A 23,110-nucleotide genomic window follows, 5' to 3' on the forward strand; every position below is an offset into this window, starting at 1 on the left:
CCATCAGCGTGCACTTGCCGCCTTTTTGTCGATATACCGCTCAAGACGGTCAAGCCCTTCTTTCAGGACATCGAGCGAATAAGCATACGACAGGCGGACATGGCCTTCGCCGTATTCGGAGAAGGCGCTGCCGGGGACGAGGGCGACACCGGCTTTTTCAACGACATCGAGGGCAAAGTCAAACGATGGCATGCCAAAGGCGGCGATTGATGGAAACAAGTAAAATGCCCCGTCCGGTTTTTCGACCGGCAGCCCCATCGCGGTTAGGCGGTTGTAAGCGTACTCGAGCCGTTCCGCATAGGCGGCGCGCATTGCCTCGGCGTCATGTTTGCCGGCGGTCAGCGCCTCAATGGCCGCCTTTTGACTGATCGACGAGGTGCATGAGACGCTGTATTGGTGCACCTTCACCATCTGTTCAATCACAAACGACGGGGCGAAGACAAATCCGATGCGCCAGCCGGTCATCGAGTGCGATTTGCTTAAGCCGTTGATGACGATCGTCTGCTCGGGCAGCCATTCGGCGATCGAACGATGGCGGCCGCGATAGACGAGTTCGCTGTAAATTTCGTCGGATACGATCCAAATTGGCTGCCCTTTCATGAGTGCCGCGATCTCTTCGAGCGTTTCGCCCGGCAGCGTCGTTCCTGTCGGATTGGACGGATACGGCAACACGAGGCAGCGCGTCCTGTCTGTTATATAAGGCGCGATCAGCTCGGCCGACAGACGAAAGCCGTTTTGTTTTGTGTCAATATACACCGGCCTCGCCCCGCACAGGCGGATGAGCGGTTCATAGCCGGGGTAGACCGGCGCGGGAAGGAGCACCTCTGTTCCTTCCTCTAAAATGGTGCGAAACGCAATATCAAGCGCCTGGCTGGCGCCGACGGTGGCGATGACTTCGTCCGGCGTGTAACGAAGGCCGTACTTGTCAGCGACGAATTGGCAAGCCGCCTGGCGCAGTTCCAGCAGGCCGGCGTTCGCTGTATACGTCGTGAAATCGGCGGCGATCGCCTCCTGAGCGGCTGCTTTCACATGTTCGGGTGTTGGAAAATCCGGCTGGCCGATCGTCAAGGAAACAAGTCCCGGCCGGTCGGCGACAAGGTTGAAAAATTGGCGGATGCCTGATAACTGAATGGCTTGAACACGTGGTTGAATGAGGTGTTTCACGGTTGTCCACCTTTCTTTTTTGTTTCTATTGTACCATTGGCGAGGAAAACGAAAAAACAAAAATGAGCCCCTTTCCGTCCGGATTGTTCCCACAAACGGAAATGGGGCTCACTTGGTCATCGACGATTCACTTTCCAACTTCGTTCGCTCCTTTTACGCGCCGTATTTTTTCAACAGGTCGTTATATTGGGCGGAAAGCTTGAAAAACAACGGCTTGTTGCCGGCTGCGAGCGCTTCATCAATTTGTTCCATCAGTTTTTTTCTTTGAAACTGGAAGATCGCTTCTTTCAGCACTTGTTCGGCCATCGGCCCGTAGCTGCTTTTTTCTTCCGGCTGGTTGAACAAAACGGCGCCTTCATTCGGGTATTGTTTTTCGTACATGATTCAGTCCCTCCCATATGGGAACGAAACAGTTCCCTTTCTTATATTATCGTCGTTTTTGATGCTAATGTAAAGAAAATTTAGATAAATATTTTTTGTCAATTTTTTCTCTACATGATTTTTATACCCGTTTTTTATTGGGACTTAACAGTTTTTCGGTTATGATAAGAGGAGAACAAGGCAAAGGTGATGGCGATGATTCGCACGTGTGTCGTGACAAAAGAATTTGAGATTTTGTATGATGTTGACGTAACGCTTGTCAACAGCCCGGACGTCTCATGGTATTGGGTTGACTTTCATGAGCCGACGGATGAGGAATCGGCGCTGCTCGCCTCCTTTTTCCGTTTTCACCCACTGGCGATTGAAGACTGTCTCGAATATGTGCAGCGGCCGAAGCTCGATTTTTATGACCGCTACTTGTTTGTTGTGCTTCATGCCATTGCCGGGATGACGCTGGAGGCTGAGGAAGTCGATTTGTTTGTCGGGCAAAATTTCATCGTTTCGTTTCATAAGTCGGCCATTCACGCGGTCGATGAGGTGTGGGAGCGATTGAAGCATGAAGAAGATGTTCAGCAGGGGCCGTTTCACGTCATGTACCGGCTGATCGACAAGCTTGTGGATGATTATTTTCCACCGCTTTACCATATTGAAGACGTGCTGAACGATTTAGAGGAGAATACGAACAATGAACCGATTCACGACATTATCGAAAAGGTGTTTGATATCCGCAGCGATTTGTCGAAGCTGCGCCGGACGATCGTGCCGATGCGCGATTTGTTGTACCGCATCATCCACTCCGATCGCCTGCAGCGCATGAAAGAACGACAGTTGTATTTTCACGACATTTACGACCATTTATTGAAGCTGTCGGAAATGATCGAGACCAACCGCGAGATTACAGCAGATATCCGCGACAGCTATTTGTCGCTGAACTCGAATCGAATGAACAACATTATGATGACGTTTACGGCCATTACGACGATTTTCATGCCGCTCTCCTTTATTGCCGGCATTTATGGGATGAACTTTGATTATATGCCTGAATTGCACTGGAAGTACGGATACTTTGTTGTATTGGCTGCCATGGCGGTGATCGGCATGACGATGTTTGTTTGGTTTAAGCGCAACGGCTGGTTTCAGTTGTTGAAAGGCGACTGGGCGAAGGAGGAACGGAAGCGCCGCCGGTAGCCGTATAAAACAAGCGCTCCCCCTCATATACATAACTATGGCAGCGTGACCGCAAAGGAGGGGGAAGGATGGTAAGAGGCATTTGGGGAGTCGATTCCGCGCAGGTGGTCACGGATCAGCTGTTTCAGTGCGTGCGAACCGAGCTCGGCTACCCGAAGTTTTGGGGCCGCTATTTGGTCGAGGTGCCGAACGTATCGGAAGGATTGACGCGGGAGGAGATCGCCCGCATCCGCAGCTATGGGGTGAAGGTGCTGCCGATCTACAACGCCTTCCGAGAGGCGGTCGGCTATGCAAACGGACAGGTGGCGGCGCGCAACGCGGTGTTCCATGCGCGGCGGCTTGGCATTCCGAAAAATAAACTGCTGTTTGCCAACATCGAAGACTTTTTCGCTGTGGATGCCGCTTGGATCGCTGCTTGGGTGGAAACGCTCTATCCGACCGGATACCGGCCGGGGCTGTACGCGGACCCGACGAAAGGGGATTTCGCCGTTGCCTATTGCGAGGCGGTCAGCCGGAACAACCAAGTGGCGGTGCAGGCGGTCATTTGGAGCGCCGCACCAAGGCCGGGAACGACGAAAGAGCAGAAAGCGCCGCGCTATCAGCCGGCTGCCCCGCCTTGCAGCGCGAATGTCTGGGTGTGGCAGTACGGGCGTGATGCAGAAGTCTGCCCGGTTGACACGAATTTAGCTGACCGACGCCTATTGGACTTTTTGTATTGAACAAAGCCGTTGCAAAAAGGCAGCGGCTTTTTTATGCGGCTGGGAAATTGTTGGCTGTTGCGCGTCTTTTCTTTTAATTTTTTTGCGGCTCTTCACCACAAGTTGTACTTGAGATTTTAAGAGTCAAACGAACAGACGAAATCATATCGTGCATTTTATCCCCTTATTCAAATGGGAAAATGGAGGGAACAAATAACAAGATCAAGCTGATGAAACGTCGGGGATACGGATACAGAAATATCCAGCGTTTTGCATGGCGGGTCCGTCTAGAAACAGCTAACATACTTTCATGACAGGCGCAAGTACAACTTTTGGTGATGAACCTTTTTTGCTTGGATCGATTATATTAGTAATAGGAAAAAAGGAGGATGTCAGTCGGTTGGGGAAAACGGAACGATGATCGAAAGGAGAGGGAATATGGATCGACCTGTCGCCTCACTGTTGGACCGCATCCATGAACAATACGAACGATGGAGGACGGAACCGCCGCTTGACGGTGTGGAATTGGCCCGATTTTTCAATGCTGTCGGCCGGACGGCGGCGGTGATTGGCCTTAGCGACATCGCTGCTGAAGCAGAGCGGCTCATTCACCGGTTGAACGGCCAAACGGAACGGCAATGGACAGCGGAGGAGGCGCTGATGGAGATGGTTCCTCTCCTTCGCTGCTTCTATGAAGCCGGGGAAGTGGCTTCTGCCACCATTCCCTCTTCGCACCGCCAAGGGCCGAAAGCAGCTATTCTCCTCTGTGGAAATGATCCCCTGTTTTTTGCTTACGTCCGCGGCGCCCTGCAAACCGTGCCATGGCGTTTCACGACGATTCCCTCCCTTGAGCAGGCGGCCGCGTCGATGTTTCGTCTCAGCCCGGATTGCATCATCGTCAGCGTGAAGGAGGGAGAGTGGGAGAATCCGGACTTGACGGTTTTGCTTGAGCGCGCCGGACAGCGCCCCTATCTTCCTGTTGTCATTGTGAGGAGAGACGAGGGCAAAGAGGGGCGGTTGAAAGGTTATGAGCTTGGCGCGGATGATGTCATCACCACCCCAGCGGCAGATGAGCTGTTCGTTCGCGTTCGCCGGCTCATTGAAAAAAAACGAAAAATCGATGACCTTGTGCTCATTGACGAATTGACAGGTGTGTATAACCGGAAGTATTTGCCGCGGGTATACGCCCGCCTTCGGAGCGACCTCGAGCGTTACGGAGCGCCAAGCTGTTTGGCGTTGCTTGATTTGGACCATTTCAAACAAGTCAATGACCGTTTCGGCCACCTTGCAGGCGATGCGGTATTGCAAAAGCTGGCTGCCTTTTTGCGCCAACATACACGTGGAGTGGATACCGTCGTTCGCTTTGGGGGCGAAGAGTTTGTCGTTTGGCTGGCCAAAACGTCCAAAAGCGAGGCTCGTGCAGTGCTTGAGCGGCTGCAACGCCAGTTCGCCGCCGAAAAAATCGCGGCGGATGGCGCACTTCTATCATGTACGTTTTCCGCCGGCCTGGTTGAGTGTGATGAACCGGATCGGCCGCTTGACTATTGGCTGCGTCTGGCCGACAAGGCGCTGTATGCGGCGAAACGAGGCGGTGGCAATCGGATCGAAGAGGCGGCGCGTGAGAAAAGCGGTTCTTCGGATGAGGCCCCAAGCCAAGCATCAACGGATCGGCGGCGATGGGCGATTGCCATCGTAGACGACGATGAACTCGTGCGGATGATGATTGCTCATCTTGTCCGCAAGCTCGTCAATGAGCAGGGGGGGAAAGCGGACATTTACGAGTTTGGCGACGGCCTTTCGTTTCTCGAATCTCCGTTTTATCAAAGCGGGCGGCAATCTGTCGTCATTTTGGATCGGGTGATGCCAAAAATGGACGGCCTTGAGGTGTTGAACCGCCTCCGTCAAGAGCGAAAGCCATACAAGGTGATGATGCTGACGTCGCGCCAAGATGAGCGGGATATTGCCCATGCGCTGAACCGAGGAGCGGACGAATATGTGACAAAGCCGTTTAAATGGCTTGAGCTTGAGGCGCGGCTGCGCCGGTTGTTGAAGGAGCTGGAGGAGTGATGGCGCTTTTTTCCGCCTTAGCCGCAACGATTGTTTTCCTTGCACTGTTAGTAAACCTATTTCTCTATTTGGTGGTGCGAAAATGGAGGGAAAATAGACGCCAGGCAGAGATCAGGGCTTTGAAAAAGCGGTTCCATCTTCCGCTGTTTCGTCATGTGCTCGGCGAAGAGGAAGAGCTGCCGTTGCCGTCTTCGCCGCTTGAGCGTGAGGCGATGATGGAGCTCCTTGACCATTTCGCTTCGCTCTTGAAAGGCGAACAGGTGCAGGAGAGAATCCGAACATTGGCGGAAAAGCATTTTCAAGGATGGCTGCGCCGCTGGTTGTCAAGTCGGGATTGGAGCGAGCGGATGAACGCACTGTTTTTGATAGAGGATTTGCAGATGAAGGCGATGTTGCCGGAGATGGAGCGATTGTACCGCTCCGACCGGGTGACGAGAGGAGAAGAAGCAAAACTGTTGACAATTTTTGCCCGATTTGACTATAGCCCAGTGGTGACCTACGTGCTTGAGCCGAAATACGAATTGACCGAGTTTGCGTACCGAGTTATTTTTGGCCATATGAGCGAGCGGCTGCTTCGACAGGTGGAACAGCGATTTGATGAACTGACGCGGGCGGGGAAGTGCGCGTTCGTGGATATGATCGGCATCCGCCGGCGCGAGGAGCGGTCGTTTTTGCTGGAGCTGTTGGCATCCGATGAGTCGGAACTTCGCGTTCGCGCGCTCAAGGCGATGGCGGAAATCGGCATGCCGCTTGAAGCGGAGAGGCTCAAGCAGCAGTTGTGCTCCTCCCATTGGCAAGAGCGGCTGATGGCTGCCCGCTTGGCGGGAAAATGCCGCGAAGAGCGGCTTCTTCCGTTGCTGTATGAGCGGCTTAGCGACCGTTCATTTGTTGTTCGTTCCGAAGCCGCCGCGGCCATCGCGCGTCTGCCGGGAGGCCGAACGGCGTTGCGCGCCGCGGCGCGCACAGCATCGGATCGTTATGCTCGTGATATGGCGAGGCAGTGGCTTGGAGGAGGAGAATGATAGTGGAAGCGTGGCGTTCGTTTCTTTGGGTCGCAGGACATATTGTACTGATTTACATGGTCATCGTTCTTCTTTTTTATGCCTTTTTGCTTGTTGTCTCGTTCATCCATTTGCGCCGCATTCATCGTCTTGATGACTGGGAGCCGTATGAAGAGCTGCTCGATGCGAGCTATGCCAAACCGGTGTCCATTCTTGTTCCCGCTTATAATGAGGAAGCGGGCATCGTCGGCTCGGTGCGGTCGCTGCTGGCTATTGAATATCCTGAGTACGAGGTCATTGTCATTAACGATGGATCGACTGACAAAACGCTTGAACGGCTGATTGAGCATTTTCATTTGCAGCTGGTCTATCGCGTCATTCGCCGCCAGCTGGACGCAAAGGAAATTAAGGCGGTTTATCAGTCGCTTAATTATCCCCATTTGTTTGTGCTGGATAAAGAAAACGGTGGGAAAGCGGATGCGTTGAACGCGGGAATCAACGCTTCTCGCTATCCATACATTTGCACGATTGACGGCGATTCGGTTTTGGAGCGGCGCGCGTTTTTGAAAGTGATGAAACCAATGCTTGAGTCCGACGGGGAGATCATCGCTTCTGGAGGAAGCGTCCACATCGCCAATGGCTGCCGGATTGAACGCGGTGAGATCGTCCAGGTTGGGTTGTCGCGGCGGCCGCTCGTCATTATGCAAACGATTGAATATTTGCGTGCGTTTTTGCTCGGCCGTCTCGGCTTAAGCCGCCACAACTTGCTGCTGATTGTGTCTGGGGCGTTCGGCGTCTTTTCCAAGCCTTGGGTGATTGAAGCAGGGGGATATGCTGATACAGTTGGCGAAGATATGGAGCTCGTCGTGCGTCTGCATCGACTGGCGCGGGAAAAAAACGAGGCGAAAAAAATCATCTACATCCCCGACCCGGTTTGCTGGACGGAAGCACCGGAAACGTATGGCGATTTGCGGAGGCAGCGGCGACGCTGGCATCGCGGGCTTTTGGAAAGCTTATGGATGCATCGATCGATGCTGTTCAATCCAAAATATGGCTCAATCGGCCTTCTTTCGCTGCCGTATTTTTGGTTCATTGAGCTTCTTGGTCCGATCGTTGAATTGATGGGCTATATTGTCGTTGTTTTCTCCTTATTTCTCGGAAACTTGTACGTCGAATTCGCTCTTTTGTTGCTGACGGTTTCGGTTTTGTACGGTTCGCTGTTATCAGCAGTAGCCGTCTTGCTTGAAGAGTGGACTGAGCGGGAGTTCCCGAGCATCTCTGATTTGGTGAAGCTGTTTTTCTTCGCGTTGACCGAGACGTTTTGGTACCGTCCGCTTACCGCTTGGTGGCGGTGCGAAGGGGTGATCGATGCCATTCGTCGAAAAAAACAATGGGGAAGCATAAAGAGGAAAGGGGTCTCAGCGTAGCCGACAGAACAGCGGCTGGCTTATTTGTTTTAGAAGGCCGGTGATTGAACAGGAAAGGCGGCCCAATCATGTTTCTCCTCAAATGGAGAAGCCTTACGGATATTGTTCTCCTCTTTATCCTATTTCGCGCAGGAGACTCCCACTTCAACGACCAAAGGGAGTAAGTGGGAGAGGAATGCGCGTTCCCCTTTTCTTTTGTGTATGATATAATAAAGGCGTGGAGAAAACCGTTTAATAAAGGCACTCCAATCACGGCTACTCGATGTATGGAGTTGGTTACAGGAAACGTTGTAACCGTAAAACATCGAGCGTAGATCCGTCTGTTGTGTGTGGAAGCCAAGTACTGCCAACAGACACACCGAGAGAATCGGTAACGATGCAGGCATGACCTGCGTCGTTGGGTAGTTGTCAACCTGCCCTGATGCAACCCCAAGTCAAGGAAGGAGGACGAAGTCCGCTTGTACTTCTGGGGAGTTGCAAGCCCCCACTTCAAGCGTTAGCTAAGTGGGGGTAGTTGACTCGAGAATCATCAATTTAGGGAAAATGGTTGCTTTTCACCGCCTCTTAGTGCAGCGAAAACGAGAGGGGACTTTCATTGCAAGACAGGGTGGGCGAAAAAGCAGGTTGAAGCAAAAGAGACATCGATGCCCCTGTTGCCGACCCGGCGCTAAGATGTGCCCACTGTTGAAAAAAACCGGCGTCCGCTTAATAGCGGTCGCCGAGCCGTTTAAATACGGGTCTTGTCAGCCGTTTCGGCTTTTGTTCCGGCTTTTCCTTCAGTCCGGTGTAGGCGATGAGAATGGCTTTTGCCTCTGACAGCGGCATCCGAGCTGGAGGGTTGCGGTATGAATCGTTGAGAGAGCCAAGGTGCGGAAGGGCGGCGAAATCCTGCTTTGTCGGAGGAATGTGGAAGTAGTAGTCGCCGACGGCGACAAGCACGTCGGATTGCTGTTGGCTGTATCTCGGATTGCGGGAAAAATGGAGGCCCACTTTTTTCGCCTTGCCCTCCTCAAGCAGCTTCTCGATCGCTTTTTTCTTCAGAAGATAAAGAAACGAAGGGTTCAATGCTGTTTTGGCATGGCGGTTGACGGTAAAAATCGCTTTGGCAATATTGTCGACCGTCAATTGCACCGGTTTCATCGGCATGTCTCCTTTTTTCTTTCTATTATAACATAGGAAGCGGTGTTGTTGCCCGGTTTGTCCTACTTCTATCCGGGGGTAAGCGAAAAAACGGTCAACTCCGGCGGAGCGAAGAAGCGAAGCGGCACCCTTGTTGTGCCAAGGCCGCGGTTGACGTACAACAAGAGTCCACCGACGTGGTAAAACCCTTCATAATACCGCTCAGACAACGGCGGCGTGATGAGCGGTCCGATAAACGGCAATTGAATTTGCCCACCATGGCTATGGCCGGACAGCTGCACGTGAATCGGGAGGCGGGATGTTTCCAAGGCGCCGTCCGGTTCATGGACGAGGGCGATCGTGTACGTTGCCGGCGGAATGCCATTTGTCATTTTCGACCAATCCGGACGGCCGAGCATCATATCGTCGCTGCCAGCGATGGCGATCGCGTGTTGGCCGCGGCGGATAAGCGCATGCTCGTTGACGAGGACGCGAAACCCAGCCCGCTCCATCAACCGGCGGTAAATGTCTGTTCCGTAACCGCCATGATCATGGTTGCCGTAGACGCTGAATTTTCCAAGCGGGGCCCGAAGGCGGGCGAGCGCTTCGGCGACCGCTTCTGTGTGCGGGTATCGGTTCGCCTCATGGAGCAGATCGCCGGTGAAGACGATCAAATCCGGCTCTAGCTTGTTAATTTGATCGATCACCTGGTCAAAGCGCTTTAATCCATAGTAATGACCGAGATGAAGGTCGCTGAATTGCAGCATCGTTGCGCCGGCAAACGACTTCGGGATGAGCGGGTGCGACAATGTATGGCGCGTTACAGACACGCAGGCCGGCTCGATCCAGCGGGCATAGCTGTACGCGGCCGTTGTGGCCAATGCGGCGGCTAGGCCGGTGCGCGCCAGCTTTTTTAAAAACGTGCGTCGGCTCATTTTTGCTGTCTCCATATGGTGCATCGTTCCGTCTGTCCTTTCATAAGCAGAATTATTATAACAAAAAACGGAAGATGAGGACAAGTAGAGAAAAAATAATGTTCGAATATTCGACCTTTTTATGATATGATGAAAAATGAATGAGTCATCAGTCATGTTAGGGGGAGAGAAAATGAATGGAAAAGTTGTGATCGTGACAGGCGGATCAAGCGGCATGGGCAAATATATGGCCAAGCGTTTTGTTTCCGAAGGGGCGAACGTTGTCATTACCGGAAGGAGAGCCGATGCGCTGGAAGAGGCAAAGCGAGAAATTGCTGCGCCTGATGGGGGGCGCGTGCTCACCGTGCCGATGGATGTGCGCAATCCGGAGCAAGTCGCCGAGATGGTGGGACGGGCCGATGCGGAGTTTGGCCGCATCGATGCTTTGGTGAACAATGCGGCCGGCAACTTTATTTGCCCGGCGGAAAAGTTGTCGATCAACGGCTGGAACAGCGTCATCAACATTGTGTTAAACGGCACGTTCTACTGCAGCCGGGAAGTCGGCAACTATTGGATTCAGCGTGGCCTGAAAGGAAATATCCTCAACATTATTGCGACGTACGCCTGGCACGCTGGCGCCGGGGTCATTCATTCAGCGAGCGCCAAGGCTGGAGTGCTGGCAATGACGCGCACGCTTGCTGTGGAATGGGGGAAAAAGTACGGCTTCCGCGTCAATGCGATCGCTCCCGGGCCGATTGAGCGGACCGGCGGGGCGGAGCGGCTTTGGGAATCAGAGGAAGCAGAGCGGATGACGTTGGAAAGCGTGCCGCTCGGGCGGCTCGGGACGCCGGAAGAAATCGCGGCGGTCGCTTCGTTTTTGCTTTCAGATGAAGCCGCTTACATTAACGGCGCTTGCATCACAGTTGACGGCGGCCAATGGCTGAACCGGCGGCCGTTTTAATCAAATTTGCCATAAAGCAAGATGGTCCTCACCCAAAAGGGATTGCAGGCGGTATTTCTTCATTTATCGCGGGCAACCGGCTCATTGCACGCAACGGCCTTTGTCACAAGCGGATTCCCTGCTGTCAGGGGAGCCGCTTTTTTTACGAGTCAGGAACGATTGGGCAATTATGCTATAATAAAGGCAAAGATGGTCGATGGGGATGAGGTGAACACGATGGATGCATTAGACGTGATGGCCAACTTGCCGCAAGTGATTCCGCACTATCAACCGATTTTCAGCGCCGATGAGCATGGGGTCGTCGGCTATGAAGTGCTCGGTCGGTTTCAAACGGAAACAGGGCCGGTCAGCCTTGGGCCGTTTTTTCACGATGAAACCATTCCAGAAGAATTTCGCATCGAAGTGGATGATGTGATCACGAAAAAAGCGCTCGATTATTTTTTGGCGCTTGCGGATCAGACGCCGCTCATTTTTTTTAACCGCGACGCCAATTTGTTGATGCTCGATCGCGGCGAGTCGTTTTTGCAGCTGCTTCTTGCCTATGAGGCGAAAGGACTGGCGCTTGGCCGCATCGTATTAGAAATTAACGAGCAACATTTTAAAGGGGATGTTGATCAGCTCAACCATTTATTGACATACATCCGTACGTACGGTGTGAAAGTGGCGGTCGACAACATCGCTGAACATAGCATCAACTTGGAGCGGATCGGGGTGTTGTCGCCTGACATTTTAAAAATCGATTTGCATGAATTGCGAAAAGCGTCCGTTCATCAGGCATACCAAGGAATCGTCCATTCCATCTCGCTGTTGGCCCGCAAAATCGGGGCGACGCTTTTGTACGAAGATATTGAAACATCCTTTCAACTTCAGTACGCTTGGCGGCATGGCGGCCGCTACTACCAAGGGTATTATTTGGCGAAGCCCGGACCGGAAGCCGTGCCGCGCGATTTGTTGAAAGACTTGCTGCGCCAGGAATGCCATCGCTTCATCCAGCAAGAAAAGAAAAAACTTGAAACGCTGTACCATATTTCTGAACAGTTTCAGCAGCGAATCACGGCGCTGCTTGGCAAATACAAAAAAGCAGGCAATTTCAACGAACTCATTTCATCGCTGGCGGCCGAGCTCGATGACGTTTGTTTCCGCATTTACGTTTGCGATGAGGACGGCTTCCAGCAGTCGGGCAACATGTTCAAGCGCGGCGGCCGCTGGGAGCTCGAACACGAATATTACATGAAAAACTGGAGCTGGCGGCCATATTTTTTGGAAAACATCATTCGCATGCGCTCGCGCCGGCGGGGGATTTTATCGGATTTGTACACAGACATTGAAACCGGGGAGACGATCCGGACGTATTCGTATCCGATCGATGAGCGCCACTATTTGTTTATCGACTTGTCCTACAGCTATTTGTTTGAACATGACGCCCATTATTGACCGTATAAAATCGCCGCGTTGCGGCAAAGTAAGCATGAGGTGAAACTTATGGCACAGCTCACTTTTGTGTTATCTGCCCTCTCTGTACTGATCGCAGTCATCGGGTTCGTCTATACGGTTCGCCTCGGACGCCAACAGCGTTGGCAAGGGGAGCTTGACGGGCCGATTCCGAAAACGGTCGAGGAGCATGCCTACTTGCGCAACCCGGTGTTCCTCGCTTACGTACTCGCTGTCTTGCTCGCCATTTTTGCCATTGGTTATTTGGCGTTGCGCTATTATTGAAAAAAGGCCATTCCATTCATATGGGTGGCCTTTTTGCCTGTCCGCAAATGACGCTTTTTTCCACGACTTTTTTCCTTTGCCGGCGAATATATATGGAAGCGGAAGAGGCAAAGGGGGAATGGAGATGACGAAGCGGCTGCCGACAAGGCTGTCGGGCGAGGAAGCGGCGTTATTGCTTGACGTTTTGTTCAGCCAGCAATATGCACTCGAGCTCATCCGCTCCGAGCTGGCGGATATCGAAAACGGAGACAAGGAGGTCGATGAACACCGGTACCGGCAGCTGTTGCGTTTATACGACCGACTGTTGACAGAGGAAGAGGAAGGATAAAAATTATTGTGCACTATCGCTATCGCAGGAAGCGATAGTCTTTTTTATGGTATGATAACAATGTGGAGAGGAGAAGATGCAGAAGAAAGGCGGAACATCGGCATGACATGGGAACACAATGAATTCATGCAAATGACTGTCAAGCCATTTCTGATTCCGGCGGATAAAGTGGCGCATGTGCAGCCGGGAAATTATTTGGATCATGCGCTGCTCGTCCTGACGAAAACCGGCTATTCAGCGATTCCAGTTCTCGATACATCGTATAAACTGCATGGGCTCATCAGCATGACGATGATGATGGATGCAATTTTAGGATTGGAGCGCATCGAATTTGAACGTCTCGAGACGATGAAGGTCGAAGAAGTGATGAACCGAAACATTCCGCGCCTGCGGCTTGACGACCGGCTTTGGAAAGCGGTGGGGCTCATCGTTAACCATCCGTTTGTGTGCGTTGAGAACGAGGATGGCTATTTTGAAGGGATTTTTACCCGCCGCGAAATATTGAAGCAATTGAATAAACAGCTGCGGCGGCCGAATCAGGGCCGAAAACTTTTATGAATTGATGCTTGTCACCAACATCTTTGTTTTGCTAAAGTAAAAAAGAATACAGCATGAAGGAGGAAATCGCCGATGAAGATGATGGACGCCAATGAGATCATTTCGTTTATTCAAAACAGCAAAAAATCGACACCGGTTAAAGTATACATAAAAGGGGAACTCGAAGGCATCGATTTCGGCCCGAGCGCGAAACCGTTCATCACCGGCAACACCGGGGTCGTGTTTGGCGAATGGCAAGACATTCAAGCGGCAATCGCGGCGAATCAAGACAAAATCGAGGACTACGTCGTCGAGAACGACCGTCGCAACTCGGCCATTCCGCTGTTGGACTTAAAAGGAATCAAGGCGCGCATCGAGCCGGGCGCCATTATCCGCGACCATGTGGAAATCGGCGACAACGCCGTGATCATGATGGGAGCGGTCATCAACATCGGTGCGGTTGTCGGTGAAGGAACGATGATCGACATGAATGCGGTGCTCGGCGGCCGGGCGACGGTCGGAAAAAACTGCCATATTGGCGCCGGAGCGGTGTTGGCCGGAGTCATTGAGCCGCCATCGGCGAAGCCGGTGATCGTTGAAGACGATGTCCTTGTCGGCGCGAATGCTGTCATTTTGGAAGGCGTCACCGTCGGCAAAGGGGCGGTCGTCGCCGCCGGGGCGGTCGTCGTCGAGGATGTGCCGCCGTATACCGTTGTCGCCGGCGTGCCGGCGCGCGTCATTAAGCAAATCGACGAACAAACGAGAGCGAAAACGGAAATTAAACAAGAGCTTCGCCAGTTATAATGACGGGAAAAAAGCTGTCCGCTCACGGGGCAGCTTTTTTCCAATGGAGGAGAGAGGATGGAAGCGATCAGCCCATTTGTCGCCATTCGCCGCGACTTGCATAAAATTCCCGAGCTCGGGTTTCAAGAGTTTAAAACACAGCAATATTTGCTTCACTATATTCGGTCGCTGCCGCAAGAGCGGCTTCAAGTCCGGACATGGAAAACCGGGATTTTTGTCAAAGTCAACGGAACATCGCCGCAAAAAACGATTGGCTACCGCGCCGATATAGACGGGCTGCCGATCCGCGAGGAGACCGGTTTGCCGTACCGCTCTGAACATGAAGGGTGCATGCATGCGTGCGGCCACGATGTGCATATGAGCATCGCTCTTGGCGTGCTCACCCATTTCGCACATCATCCGATTCAAGATGACTTGCTGTTTATTTTCCAGCCGGCCGAGGAAGGGCCGGGCGGGGCGAAGCCGATGATGGAAAGCGACATCATGCAGGAATGGAGGCCGGATATGATCGTCGCCTTGCATATCGCCCCGGAATATCCGGTCGGCACTATCGCGACGAAAGAAGGACTGTTGTTTGCCAATACATCGGAGCTGTTTATCGATTTAAAAGGAAAAGGCGGACATGCAGCCTTTCCCCATTTGGCGAACGATATGGTCGTCGCTGCCTGCACGCTCGTCGTTCAGCTGCAGTCGATCGTCGCCCGCAACGTTGATCCGCTCGACAGCGCCGTCATTACGATCGGGAAAATTGCCGGGGGGACAGTGCAAAACGTCATCGCCGAACATGCCCGGCTCGAGGGAACGATCCGGACGCTGTCGCCTGCGGCTATGGAGGCGGTCAAGCGGCGGATTGAGGCGATCGTGCGCGGAATCGAAGTGGCCTACGAATGCGAGGCGGCGATCGATTACGGCGCCATGTACTACCAAGTGTACAACGATCCGGCGCTGACAGCGGAATTTATGCGGTTTGCCGAAGCGCATCCCGGTATGAACGTCATTCGCTGCAAAGAGGCGATGACCGGCGAAGATTTTGGCTATATGCTGGCGGAAATCCCGGGATTGATGTTTTGGCTCGGCGTGGATTCGCCCCATGGGTTGCACCATGCAAAGCTCACCCCAAATGAAGAGGCTATTGACCGGGCGATCGCTTTTTTAATTGATTATTTTTCATGGAAAGGGAACGCCGAATGAAGTATAGTTCCACCTCCATCAAGACACATTATGTATATGAGGAGGTGGAGTGTGATGGCGAAAATCGGTGTTGAGCAATCGCTGACCGACGTGCAGGAGGCATTGAGAGAAAGAGGGTATGAGGTTGTTCCGCTTGGCGGGGAACAAGATGCCCGGGGCTGCGATTGCTGCGTCATTACCGGCTTGGATGCAAACGTTGCCGGCATTCACAACATCGTCACGTCCGGTCCGGTCATTGAAGCGAGCGGGCTTACCGCGGAAGAAATTTGCCAAAAAGTTGAAGAAAAACTTCGCTAACGACGAAATTCATCGGGCTGTGTGCGCAGGCAGCCCGTTTTTTTGCGGAAAGGCGCGGGCCGGCCGATTAGAAAAAGGCAGCATGAGGAAAAAGAAGCGGAAGAACGTTTTCGTTCTCCTTCTTTTTTGATAGAATAAGGAAAAAAGCAATGATGGGTAAGCGATGGAGGAATCACTGATGAAAAAGAAACAGTTTGCCGTCATCGGCCTCGGGCGGTTTGGCGGCAGCATTTGCCGCACGTTGAGTGAACAAGGGATGGAAGTGTTGGCCATCGATATTGACGAAGACCGGGTGAACGAATTTGCGGCGGTCGCCTCACACGCCGTCGTCGGTGATACGACGGACGAAAATGTGTTGAAAAGCTTAGGCATCCGCAACTTTGACCACGTCATTGTCGCGATTGGCGACAACATTCAGGCCAGCATTTTAACGACGCTCATTTTAAAAGAGCTTGGCGTCAATCATATTACGGTCAAGGCGACAAACGATTACCACGAAAAAGTGCTGAAAAAAATCGGCGCTGACCAAATCGTGCATCCGGAGCGCGATATGGGCGAGCGGATCGCCCACAATTTGATTTCCAACAACGTGTTGGACTATTTGGAGCTGTCGGACAAATACAGCATTGTCGAAATCGTGGCAAGCGAGCGGCTTGACGGCCATTCGCTTTTGGAGCTGGACATCCGCGCCCGCTATGGCATCAACATCGTCGCCATCAAGCGTGGAACAAGCGTCATCGTCTCCCCGCTCGCCTCGGAAATCATCCGCAAAGGCGACGTGTTGGTCGTCATCGGCGCTGACAGCGACATTGACCGGTTTGAGGAAAAAGTGGTCGGTTGACGGCTGGCAGGCGGCCTGTGCATGATGATGACGGAAAAAGGGCATCCTTTTGCAAGGACGCCCTTTTTTCTTTAGATTTCCATGATGATCGGCAAAATCATTGGCCGCCGTTTCGTTCGCTCGTACAAGAACGGGGCGAGCGTTTCGGTGATTTCATTTTTAATTTCCGACCATTGATTCGTTTTCCGCTCAAGCACTTTTTCGAGATGTTTCGCAATGAGCGCCTGCGCCTCGCTGATCAAGTCGCCTGACTCGCGCATGTAGACGAAGCCGCGGGAGATAATATCTGGCCCGGCAGCGATTTTGAATTCTTTCATGTTGATGCTGACGACAACGATAACGAGTCCTTCCTCTGACAAAATGCGGCGGTCGCGCAAGACGATGTTGCCGATGTCGCCGACGCCGCTGCCGTCAATATAAACGGAGCCGGACGGAATTTTGCCGACGATGCGCGCCTCGTGTTCACTGATGCCGAGCACCTCGCCATTGTCCATAATAAAGCAGTTTTCCTCCGGCACGCCGCAGTCAATGGCGAGCTTGGCGTGCATTTTTTGCATCCGGTATTCGCCGTGGATCGGCATGAAATATTTTGGCTTCATGAGCCGGATCATCAGTTTTTGCTCTTCTTGCCCGCCGTGGCCGGACGTATGGATGTCGTTAAGCGGGCCGTGGATCACTTCCGCACCGGCTCTGCACAGCATGTTGATCGTCCGGTTGACGCTCACGGTGTTGCCCGGAATTGGCGATGAGGAGAAAACAACCGTGTCGCCTGGGATGATTTGAATTTGCCGGTGCGTGCCGTTGGCGATGCGCGACAACGCCGCCATCGGCTCGCCTTGGCTGCCGGTGCACAAAATCGTCACCCGATTGGCCGGCAGGCGGTTGATTTCGTTAGCGTCAACAAACGTGCCTTTTGGGCATTTGATGTAACCGAGTTCTTGGCCGATTTCAATCGCCGCTTCCATGCTGCGGCCGAAGACAGCGATTTTCCGGTTGTTGGCGACCGCCGCTTCGGTCACTTGTTGAAGCCGATGGATGTTGGACGCAAACGTTGCAAAAATAATCCGGCCGTTCACTTTGCGGAAAATGTCGTGGATGCTCTCGCCGACGCGCCGCTCGGACATCGTGAAATGCGGAATTTCACTGTTCGTGCTGTCCGAGAGCAAGCAAAGCACGCCTTCCTTACCTATTTCTGCCATTTTTGTCAAATTTGCCGGTTCGCCGACCGGTGTAAAGTCGAATTTAAAGTCTCCTGTGTGGACGATTTGGCCAACCGGCGTTTTAACGACGATGCCGTAGCTGTCCGGAATGCTGTGCGTCGTCCGGAAAAAAGTGACCGCTGTTTTTTGGAAGCGAATGACATCCTCTTCGCGAATTTCAATGAGTTTTGCCTGACGCAGCAACCCGTGCTCTTCGAGTTTATTGCGGATGAGCCCGAGCGCCAGCTTGCCGCCGTAAATCGGGATGTTCACCTGCCGGAGCAAATACGGAATGCCGCCGATATGGTCTTCATGCCCATGGGTAATGAACAGCCCTTTCACTTTTTCCGCGTGCTTGACTAAATACGAATAGTCCGGGATGACGTAGTCAATGCCGAGCAATTCGTCTTCTGGAAACTTGATGCCCGCGTCAATCACAATAATTTCGTCTTGAAATTGTACGCCATATGTATTTTTCCCGATTTCACCCAGTCCGCCGAGGGCAAACACACCGACTTGCTGATCCGTTAATAGTTTCATGATGAGATCTCCAATACTTGAAAATTAGCGCTTTTCTTTTCGTACTCCAAATGCGCCCCCTCTAACGGCTGAATATACTCGATATTGATCGGACGGTTTTGCAGCTTTTGGCGTACTTCCCGCTCTGATTCTGCTTCAATGTAGAGCGTTTTCGTTTTTTCTCTCACGGGCACCTCTTCCGCGTTGTCTTGGTAAAACACTTTGAAAATCATGACCGAATCTCTCCTTATCGTACAATGATTGCTTTTCCATTATATAAAAATGCAACCCCGTTTTCATGTTTTTTGTCGTTCAAAAGCAAAAAAACAGGCGGGAGGTTTGCCGACGGTACGTATCATCTTTGACGGATTTTGGCCGTTTCATTCGCCAAAGTGGGAAAGAAGCCCTTCCGTCCGAAGGGCTGTTGTTGGAACAGTTAGGCGATCAATTTTTTCCGGAGCAAATCTTTCCACTGTTGAAGCAGCTTTTTTTTCAGCTTTTTCAACATTTTTCATCACTCCTTACTTTTTATTGTACTCAATTTGCGACGAAAGTAAATGTTTCTATTATATATGTTATGTTAGGTAGAGGCTTGTTTTTCATGGGGAAAAATGGAACGAACCGTGTCTTTCGGTTGACATTCCAATTGTTTTTCAGTACGGTAAACAGTGAATACATTTTCGGCAAGGAGAAGAGAACGTGGGCAGAAAAATCGTGTTTTTCGACATTGACGGCACGTTGCTTGATGAACAAAAACAGCTGCCGCCATCAACCGTTGAGGCGGTCCGCCAGCTAAAACAGGCCGGCGTCTATGTCGCCATCGCCACCGGCCGGGCGCCGTTTATGTTTGCGGATGTACGCCGCCAGCTTGGGATCGACTCGTTCGTCAGCTTCAACGGGCAATACGTCGTTTTTGAAGGAACTGTCCTGCATAAGCGTCCGCTCCGCCGCGAGAAAGTGCGGACGTTGGCTGAGGACGCCCATCGCAACGGTCATCCGCTCGTCTTTATGGACGCGGAGGAAATGAGGGCGAGCGTCGGCGACCATCCGCACATTCATGTCAGCATGGGAAGCTTGAAGTTTTCCCACCCGCCTGTCGATCCCCTTTATTACGAAAACAATGACATTTACCAAGCGCTGCTGTTTTGCCGCGCCGCAGAAGAAGAACCGTACGTGCGCAATTATCCAGAATTCCGTTTTGTCCGTTGGCACGATGTGTCGACCGATGTGCTGCCGGCAGGGGGATCGAAAGCGGAGGGGATCCGCCTGATGATTGAGAAGCTCGGGATTGACAAAGGCGATGTGTATGCGTTCGGCGATGGGCTGAACGACATTGAAATGTTGTCGTTCGTCGGAACAGGAGTGGCGATGGGAAATGCCCATGAGGAAGTGAAACGGGTCGCCGATTTTGTAACGAAACCGGTCAGTGAAGAAGGCATATGGCACGGATTGAAACAATTGCAATTGATTCCATAAACAGCCGCCCCGCCGCTCATTCGGCGGGGCGGCTGTTTGGCATGGCCGGCCACGGTTCAGCGCCCGATCGGGATCGCCCCGTCTGGTACTTGGAACGGGTCGTCCGGATTGATGCGGTCATAAAACATAATGCCGTTTAAATGGTCGATTTCATGCTGGAAGACGATGGCCGGCAATCCTTTGAGGCGCAAGGTGACTTCCTCGCCGTCGAGCGTCGTGCCGGTGACCGTGATGCGGGCATAGCGCGGTACGTATCCGGGCACATCACGGTCGACCGACAGGCAGCCTTCCCCCGTCGTCAAATAACATTGCTGCACAGAGTGGCTGACGATTTTCGGATTGAACAAGGCATAGCTGTACAGCGTTCCGTTTTCATCAGTGACATGGACGGCAATCATCCGTTTGGAGACGTTGATTTGCGGAGCGGCGAGGCCGATGCCGGGCCGCAGGCCGTATTTGGCCGCCAGTTCCGGATCTTGGCTCATTTTCACATAGTCAAGCAAGCTTTGCAAAATGCGTTTGTCTTCCTCTGAAGGCGGCAGCGGAACGGGCTCAGCCACTTTCCGCAGCGTCGGATGCCCTTCTTTAATGATATCTTTCATGGTGATCATTCGCCTTTTCACTCCTGTCTCTCGCATCGCGGTCTACAGTGTTAGTCTAACAAAAATGCCTGTGCGCCGTAAATGAAAATGCGGCCGTCTGGAGATATTATCGGCGTATAAGGAATAATCGGAAAAGAAACTTAAGAAAGCGCTGTCAATAACGTGAACGGACATTGCGTTTTGCATTTCCCGAAAAATATAATACAGAATTAATACAGTGTTGTTTCGATGTAATATAACAGATGTTTTCAGGAATGTTCCTGATTCCAAATACAACCAGAAGACAAAAGGGAAAGCAACGGAAAATCAAAGTCGTTGACGGCGTGAAAAATAAAGTGTAAACTAAAACTTGCGAACAGACGCTGTGTTAATGAGGATATAAAAAATAGTAATACAGATGTCGGCGCCGTTTTCGGTTTCCGTTGCGCCAAGCGGCGGCTGCTTTTTATTTCTTCTTTCTTTTGGGTACATTAATAGTATATGGATGAAGACAGCCTGATTTCCAAATTTCTTGATGAAAGGCAGAGGTGAACAAGATGGGTGTAAAGACCTTCCAATTCCCATTTGCGGAGCAGCTCGAGAAAGTGGCCGAGCAGTTCCCGACATTTCAAATTTTGAATGAGGAAGGAGAAGTCGTCAATGAAGAGGCGATGCCGGAGCTGAGCGATGAGCAGCTGAAAGAGCTGATGCGCCGCATGGTGTATACGCGCATTCTTGACCAGCGCTCCATTTCGTTGAACCGCCAAGGGAGACTCGGGTTTTATGCGCCGACCGCCGGGCAGGAAGCGAGCCAAATTGCCAGCCATTTTGCATTGGAAAAAGAAGATTTTATTTTGCCGGGATACCGCGACGTTCCGCAAATCATTTGGCATGGGCTTCCGCTGTATCAGGCGTTTTTGTTCTCGCGCGGCCATTTCCATGGCAACCAAATTCCAGAAGGCGTAAACGTCCTGCCGCCGCAAATCATTATCGGCGCCCAATACATCCAAGCAGCTGGTGTGGCGCTCGGCTTGAAAATGCGGGGCAAAAAAGCAGTGGCGATTACATATACGGGCGACGGCGGCACGTCGCAAGGCGATTTCTACGAAGGGATCAACTTTGCGGGGGCGTTTAAGGCGCCGGCCATCTTTGTCGTGCAAAACAACCGCTTTGCCATCTCGACGCCGGTCGAAAAGCAAACCGTTGCCAAAACATTGGCGCAAAAAGCAGTCGCCGCCGGCATTCCGGGCATTCAAGTTGACGGCATGGACCCGCTTGCGGTCTACGCAGCGGTCAAAGCTGCTCGCGAGCGCGCCATTAACGGCGAAGGGCCGACGCTCATTGAAACGCTCTGCTTCCGCTATGGCCCGCATACGATGTCCGGTGACGATCCAACGCGCTATCGTTCGAAAGAGTTGGAAAACGAATGGGCGAAGAAAGACCCACTCGTGCGTTTCCGCAAGTTTTTAGAGGCGAAAGGCTTGTGGAGCGAAGAAGAAGAAAACAACGTTATTGAACAGGCAAAAGAAGAGATTAAAGAAGCGATCAAGAAAGCGGACGAAACGCCGAAGCAAAAAGTAACCGACTTGATCAGCATCATGTTTGAAGAGCTGCCGTTCAATTTGAAGGAGCAGTATGAAATTTACAAAGAGAAGGAGTCGAAGTAAGCCATGGCGCAAATGACAATGGTTCAGGCGATCACCGATGCGCTGCGCATCGAGTTGAAAAATGATCCGAACGTGCTCATTTTCGGGGAAGACGTTGGGGTCAACGGCGGCGTATTCCGGGCGACGGAAGGGCTGCAGGCCGAATTTGGCGAAGATCGCGTTTTTGACACGCCGCTCGCCGAATCAGGAATCGGCGGCTTGGCGATCGGTTTGGCGCTGCAAGGGTTTCGCCCGGTGCCGGAAATCCAGTTTTTCGGCTTCGTGTATGAAGCGATGGATTCGATTTGCGGGCAAATGGCGCGCATCCGCTATCGTACGGGCGGACGCTACCATATGCCGATTACGATCCGTTCTCCGTTTGGCGGCGGCGTCCATACGCCGGAGTTGCACTCAGACAGCTTGGAAGGGCTTGTCGCCCAACAGCCAGGCTTGAAGGTTGTCATTCCGTCGACGCCGTATGATGCGAAAGGGCTGCTCATCTCGGCGATTCGCGACAACGACCCGGTCATTTTCCTTGAACATTTGAAGCTGTACCGTTCGTTCCGTCAGGAAGTGCCGGAAGGGGAATACACGATTCCGATCGGCAAGGCGGACATTAAGCGGGAAGGAAAAGACATCACGATCATCGCGTACGGCGCCATGGTGCATGAATCGTTAAAAGCGGCGGCAGAATTAGAGAAGGAAGGCATTTCTGCCGAAGTCGTCGACTTGCGCACCGTGCAGCCGCTCGATATTGAAACGATCATCGGTTCGGTCGAAAAAACGGGCCGCGCCATTGTCGTTCAAGAAGCGCAACGGCAGGCTGGCATCGCCGCCAACGTCGTGGCGGAGATTAACGAACGCGCCATCTTAAGCCTTGAGGCGCCGGTGTTGCGCGTGGCCGCTCCGGACACGGTCTATCCGTTTGCTCAGGCGGAATCGGTATGGCTGCCGAACTTTAAAGATGTAATCGAAACGGCGAAAAAAGTGATGAACTTCTAACAGCGGACAAATTCGGGGGAGCGGAACGCCTTCCCCCGCCCATTTTCGGCAAA

At 52.4% G+C, this 23,110-nt stretch carries 25 protein-coding genes and 1 pseudogene; 18 read left to right on the forward strand and 8 right to left on the reverse strand.

The features are described 5' to 3' along the window. Positions 1–3: 3 nt before the first annotated feature. Both ACR1UW_RS06610 and ACR1UW_RS06615 read right to left on the reverse strand, forming a co-directional pair. Positions 4–1,164 (reverse strand): aminotransferase A, encoded by a 1,161-nt coding sequence (locus ACR1UW_RS06610; RefSeq protein ID WP_498935015.1) that lies wholly within the window; start codon positions 1,162–1,164, stop codon positions 4–6. A gap of 153 nt (positions 1,165–1,317) precedes the next feature. Further along, on the reverse strand, positions 1,318–1,545 hold the full coding sequence (locus ACR1UW_RS06615; protein ID WP_011230536.1) for an IDEAL domain-containing protein: 228 nt from the start codon (positions 1,543–1,545) through the stop codon (positions 1,318–1,320). 189 nt (positions 1,546–1,734) lie between these two features. On the opposite strand from ACR1UW_RS06615, the gene corA reads away from it, so the two are divergent. From corA to ACR1UW_RS06645, 6 genes and pseudogenes are all read left to right on the forward strand, one after another. After that, on the forward strand, positions 1,735–2,733 hold the full coding sequence (corA, locus tag ACR1UW_RS06620) for a magnesium/cobalt transporter CorA (protein ID WP_237421041.1): 999 nt from the start codon (positions 1,735–1,737) through the stop codon (positions 2,731–2,733). A gap of 68 nt (positions 2,734–2,801) precedes the next feature. Next, positions 2,802–3,452, forward strand: a complete 651-nt coding sequence (locus ACR1UW_RS06625) for a glycoside hydrolase domain-containing protein (RefSeq protein WP_498935018.1) — start codon at positions 2,802–2,804, stop codon at positions 3,450–3,452. A 119-nt stretch (positions 3,453–3,571) separates the two neighbouring features. Then, positions 3,572–3,745 (forward strand): annotated as a pseudogene (locus ACR1UW_RS06630) (transposase); the annotation flags it as partial. 124 nt (positions 3,746–3,869) lie between these two features. Beyond that, a complete protein-coding gene (locus ACR1UW_RS06635) occupies positions 3,870–5,498 on the forward strand; it encodes a diguanylate cyclase (protein ID WP_498935020.1) in 1,629 nt (542 codons plus the stop codon). A gap of 119 nt (positions 5,499–5,617) precedes the next feature. Continuing rightward, the gene (locus ACR1UW_RS06640; protein WP_235607739.1) at positions 5,618–6,520 is read left to right on the forward strand and encodes a HEAT repeat domain-containing protein; all 903 of its coding nucleotides are present in this window, start codon (positions 5,618–5,620) and stop codon (positions 6,518–6,520) included. Then, positions 6,517–7,926 carry a glycosyltransferase family 2 protein gene (locus tag ACR1UW_RS06645; protein WP_063211122.1) on the forward strand — a complete coding sequence of 470 codons (1,410 nt, stop codon included), beginning with the start codon at positions 6,517–6,519 and terminating at the stop codon, positions 7,924–7,926. Before ACR1UW_RS06640 ends, ACR1UW_RS06645 begins: the two co-directional genes overlap by 4 nt. Positions 7,927–8,631: 705 nt before the next feature. Here ACR1UW_RS06645 and ACR1UW_RS06650 read toward each other — a convergent pair. Both ACR1UW_RS06650 and ACR1UW_RS06655 read right to left on the reverse strand, forming a co-directional pair. Continuing rightward, the gene (locus ACR1UW_RS06650; RefSeq protein WP_014195334.1) at positions 8,632–9,066 is read right to left on the reverse strand and encodes a YkyB family protein; all 435 of its coding nucleotides are present in this window, start codon (positions 9,064–9,066) and stop codon (positions 8,632–8,634) included. A 68-nt stretch (positions 9,067–9,134) separates the two neighbouring features. Next, positions 9,135–10,004 (reverse strand): metallophosphoesterase, encoded by an 870-nt coding sequence (locus ACR1UW_RS06655; RefSeq protein WP_050368460.1) that lies wholly within the window; start codon positions 10,002–10,004, stop codon positions 9,135–9,137. A 148-nt stretch (positions 10,005–10,152) separates the two neighbouring features. Here ACR1UW_RS06655 and fadH point away from each other — a divergent pair, with 148 nt between their 5' ends. The 9 genes from fadH (at position 10,153) to ACR1UW_RS06700 (ending at position 16,634) form a co-directional block, all read left to right on the forward strand. Continuing rightward, positions 10,153–10,920: a 2,4-dienoyl-CoA reductase gene (fadH, locus tag ACR1UW_RS06660; protein WP_050368775.1), complete on the forward strand. Its 768-nt coding sequence runs from the start codon at positions 10,153–10,155 to the stop codon at positions 10,918–10,920. A 216-nt stretch (positions 10,921–11,136) separates the two neighbouring features. Continuing rightward, complete coding sequence (locus ACR1UW_RS06665) at positions 11,137–12,354, forward strand: EAL domain-containing protein (RefSeq protein WP_050368776.1); 1,218 nt, start codon at positions 11,137–11,139, stop codon at positions 12,352–12,354. Positions 12,355–12,402: 48 nt separating this feature from the next. After that, a complete protein-coding gene (locus ACR1UW_RS06670; RefSeq protein ID WP_011230546.1) occupies positions 12,403–12,636 on the forward strand; it encodes a hypothetical protein in 234 nt (77 codons plus the stop codon). Positions 12,637–12,760: 124 nt separating this feature from the next. Then, positions 12,761–12,964, forward strand: a complete 204-nt coding sequence (abbA, locus tag ACR1UW_RS06675) for an antirepressor AbbA (RefSeq protein WP_013145903.1) — start codon at positions 12,761–12,763, stop codon at positions 12,962–12,964. 102 nt (positions 12,965–13,066) lie between these two features. Next, positions 13,067–13,522, forward strand: a complete 456-nt coding sequence (gene cbpB, locus ACR1UW_RS06680) for a cyclic-di-AMP-binding protein CbpB (protein WP_063211124.1) — start codon at positions 13,067–13,069, stop codon at positions 13,520–13,522. A 72-nt stretch (positions 13,523–13,594) separates the two neighbouring features. Next, entirely contained in the window at positions 13,595–14,305 is a 711-nt protein-coding gene (gene dapD / locus ACR1UW_RS06685; RefSeq protein WP_033008474.1) for a 2,3,4,5-tetrahydropyridine-2,6-dicarboxylate N-acetyltransferase, read from the forward strand. Between the two features lie 57 nt (positions 14,306–14,362). Next, on the forward strand, positions 14,363–15,496 hold the full coding sequence (locus tag ACR1UW_RS06690; RefSeq protein ID WP_033008475.1) for an N-acetyldiaminopimelate deacetylase: 1,134 nt from the start codon (positions 14,363–14,365) through the stop codon (positions 15,494–15,496). Between the two features lie 54 nt (positions 15,497–15,550). Then, on the forward strand, positions 15,551–15,793 hold the full coding sequence (locus ACR1UW_RS06695) for a YkuS family protein (protein WP_033008477.1): 243 nt from the start codon (positions 15,551–15,553) through the stop codon (positions 15,791–15,793). Between the two features lie 178 nt (positions 15,794–15,971). Then, on the forward strand, positions 15,972–16,634 hold the full coding sequence (locus tag ACR1UW_RS06700; RefSeq protein ID WP_050368461.1) for a potassium channel family protein: 663 nt from the start codon (positions 15,972–15,974) through the stop codon (positions 16,632–16,634). Positions 16,635–16,705: 71 nt separating this feature from the next. Here ACR1UW_RS06700 and rnjA read toward each other — a convergent pair whose 3' ends face one another. From rnjA to ACR1UW_RS06715, 3 genes are all read right to left on the reverse strand, one after another. Beyond that, entirely contained in the window at positions 16,706–18,373 is a 1,668-nt protein-coding gene (rnjA, locus tag ACR1UW_RS06705; protein ID WP_237420031.1) for a ribonuclease J1, read from the reverse strand. After that, positions 18,370–18,585, reverse strand: coding sequence for a DNA-dependent RNA polymerase subunit epsilon (locus ACR1UW_RS06710; protein WP_033008480.1), 216 nt, complete (start codon positions 18,583–18,585; stop codon positions 18,370–18,372). The genes rnjA and ACR1UW_RS06710 overlap by 4 nt, the downstream gene beginning before the upstream one ends. A gap of 147 nt (positions 18,586–18,732) precedes the next feature. Next, positions 18,733–18,867 carry a hypothetical protein gene (locus tag ACR1UW_RS06715; protein ID WP_255350129.1) on the reverse strand — a complete coding sequence of 45 codons (135 nt, stop codon included), beginning with the start codon at positions 18,865–18,867 and terminating at the stop codon, positions 18,733–18,735. Positions 18,868–19,051: 184 nt separating this feature from the next. Between ACR1UW_RS06715 and ACR1UW_RS06720 the strand changes: the two genes are divergently transcribed. Next, positions 19,052–19,828 (forward strand): Cof-type HAD-IIB family hydrolase, encoded by a 777-nt coding sequence (locus tag ACR1UW_RS06720; RefSeq protein ID WP_033016218.1) that lies wholly within the window; start codon positions 19,052–19,054, stop codon positions 19,826–19,828. Between the two features lie 56 nt (positions 19,829–19,884). Here ACR1UW_RS06720 and def read toward each other — a convergent pair whose 3' ends face one another. Further along, positions 19,885–20,439, reverse strand: a complete 555-nt coding sequence (def, locus tag ACR1UW_RS06725; protein WP_033008484.1) for a peptide deformylase — start codon at positions 20,437–20,439, stop codon at positions 19,885–19,887. Between the two features lie 527 nt (positions 20,440–20,966). Here def and pdhA point away from each other — a divergent pair. Both pdhA and pdhB read left to right on the forward strand, forming a co-directional pair. Next, positions 20,967–22,076: a pyruvate dehydrogenase (acetyl-transferring) E1 component subunit alpha gene (pdhA, locus tag ACR1UW_RS06730; RefSeq protein ID WP_033016215.1), complete on the forward strand. Its 1,110-nt coding sequence runs from the start codon at positions 20,967–20,969 to the stop codon at positions 22,074–22,076. A gap of 3 nt (positions 22,077–22,079) precedes the next feature. Continuing rightward, a complete protein-coding gene (gene pdhB, locus ACR1UW_RS06735) occupies positions 22,080–23,057 on the forward strand; it encodes a pyruvate dehydrogenase complex E1 component subunit beta (RefSeq protein WP_033008487.1) in 978 nt (325 codons plus the stop codon). Positions 23,058–23,110: the final 53 nt, after the last annotated feature.

The sequence above is a fragment of the Geobacillus lituanicus genome (assembly GCF_050994965.1).
Lineage (GTDB): Bacteria > Bacillota > Bacilli > Bacillales > Anoxybacillaceae > Geobacillus > Geobacillus stearothermophilus.